This is a genomic window from Acinetobacter sp. UBA3025 (assembly GCF_002367915.1).
Taxonomy (GTDB): Bacteria; Pseudomonadota; Gammaproteobacteria; order Pseudomonadales; family Moraxellaceae; genus Acinetobacter.
Genome location: NZ_DFDO01000045.1, coordinates 1 through 2359 on the forward strand (window position 1 = coordinate 1; position 2359 = coordinate 2359).

General features: G+C 38.5%; 2 protein-coding genes. One reads left to right on the forward strand and one right to left on the reverse strand.

Annotated features, from left to right (window positions below; translation table 11 throughout):
- On the forward strand, nucleotides 1-1282 hold a 1282-nt coding region (locus B4J23_RS01825), incomplete at its 5' end, for a methylenetetrahydrofolate reductase C-terminal domain-containing protein (RefSeq protein ID WP_291358606.1).
- Here the strand turns inward: B4J23_RS01825 and B4J23_RS01830 are convergent.
- Entirely contained in the window at nucleotides 1279-1947 is a 669-nt protein-coding gene (locus B4J23_RS01830) for an epoxyqueuosine reductase QueH (RefSeq protein ID WP_004647714.1), read from the reverse strand. The genes B4J23_RS01825 and B4J23_RS01830 overlap by 4 nt on opposite strands.
- Between the last annotated feature and the right edge of the window lie 412 nt (nucleotides 1948-2359).

A 2359-nucleotide genomic window follows, 5' to 3' on the forward strand; every position in this document is an offset into this window, starting at 1 on the left:
TGCGATCACTTTGGCAGATCGAGTGCATGCCGATAGTGATTTGCCACCACTTGAATGTGCGAAGACATTTCCTTCATCAGTGGAAAAAATCATCCATTATTCAGGGAAAGGTCGGGATATTACTGATTTTGAGACCTTCTTAAAATTAACTCAAGCTTCGGGACAAAAAAATTTACTGCTTCTCACAGGTGATAAGTTAAAAGGGCATACAAATGGTCAAGATGGAACGAATCGCACCCGATATTTAGAGTCTGTAAATGCGGTCATGGCCGCAAAGTGTTATGGTGGATTTCATATTGGTGTAGCTTTTAATCCCTTCAAATATGCTGAAGCTGAACGTGATGCACAATATTTAAAACTTCACAAAAAGATTAAAGCAGGAGCAGACTTTATCGTTACCCAATTGGGTTACGATATGGAGGCTTTAAAACAAGCCAAGGCTTTTTTAAATCGTCATCGATACCCACAAAATATACTTGCTTGTGTTATGCCACTTAGTTTGGCACGTGCCAGTTTTATGGTGAAACATAAGATCGCAGGAATTGTGATTACACCACACATGTTACGAGTGTTGGCTCAGGAAAAACAGGATGGACGAACTGAGAATGCTTATAAACGTTGTGCTATACAAATATTGATGTGTAAGTATTTGGGTTTTGCAGGTGTGCATCTTTCAGCATGCCATAAGCCTGAAGAGCAAAAGCTTTTAGAAAAATATATTGAACAATATCGACATTATGGTTTACAGGAACTCGAAGCACTCTGGAATGCACTGTGGCAAGTGGAGACTAAAAAGGAACTCGTGCCAGAATTAGCTTATTATTCCCGCCAACCATCCTCTAGCCAGCTTATTAAATATCAGCAATTGCATTTCATGCACAAGGCTCTATTTGAGTCCAAAATTGCCAAAGGTGTGGGGCATTTTATTTTTAAAGCCTCACTCTGGGAAAATACTCCTGCAGCAAAAGCATTGTTAAAAACTGAATTTATCTCTAAGCAAGGGGTTGTGGGTTGTGAAAGTTGTGGTCAATGTAGGTTAGGAGATACTTTATATATTTGCCCTGAAACTTGCCCCAAAGGATTGGCGAATGGTCCTTGTGGTGGTACGACATTGGATCGCTGTGAGTTTGGAGATCGTGAATGCATTCATTCTGTGAAAGCCCGACTTGCCAAAGCCGTGGGACAGACTGACGTTCTAAAAGAAAAACTGATTCCAACTGTACCCATTGAAGTCCGTGGAACCAGTTCCTGGAAAAATTGGTATCTGGCGACTGAAGCTTAGCTTTCATCATCCATGGCATTCGAATAAAATTTCACGCCCAATTTGATGCGATCACGACCTTGGCTCATACGCCAACGGTTGGTATCACGTAAGGAGTATACACAGCCACAATATTCTTGTTGGTAGAATTCTTCCTTCTTGCTGATTTCAAGCATACGAACAGCACCACCATTTTTACGCCAGTTGTAGTCCCAATAGGTGATACCTTCATAATGTGAAGCAGAACGATGCCCACAATCATTGATCTGCTTCATATCTTTCCAACGAGAAATACCCAATGAGCTACTAATTAGGCTGAAGCCATTTTCAGCTGCATAAAGGGCAGTCCGTTCAAAGCGCATATCAAAACACATGGTACAGCGAATACCTTTCTCTGGCTCATTTTCCATGCCTTTGGCACGTGCAAACCAATTGTCTGTATCGTAATCACAGTCAATAAAAGGAATATTATGTTTTTCTGCAAAGCGAATATTTTCTTCCTTACGGATTTCATATTCCTTGACAGGGTGAATATTGGGATTATAAAAAAAGATCGAAAAGTCGATGCCTGATTCAATTAGGGTTTCCATCACTTCACCCGAGCATGGTGCACAGCAGGAGTGAAGCAGAAGCTTGTCATGACCTGCTGGGAGAGTCAATTTCTGACGTTCAAGTTTGTTTGACATAGTTATATGGGTTTAAATCTAAACCCTATATTTTAACGATTTAATTAGATAGTAAAGATCTGATATACTGATATTTTCTAAGGTTAAGATGAAAGAAATTCACTAATTGAAATTTAATAAGAACTAAATTATATAAGAGAATAACTACAATAATGCTTTGGAATTAGAACATTGCAAGTTAATCAAGAATCATTGTATGAAGCTTTAAAATTAAGTGAAGAAATTATTAAGGCGTGTCCTCATTTGGCTTTGCACCAAATAAATATGCAGGCTATACGCATAGATTTATGATTGCGTGCTAGTTTATCAAATCGAGTTTGCAATAGCACGGAAATGTTTTGATCTCACAAAAGCGTTTTCAACTAAATATCTTAATTTATATAGATATTTATCAAATTCTTTATTCGATCTC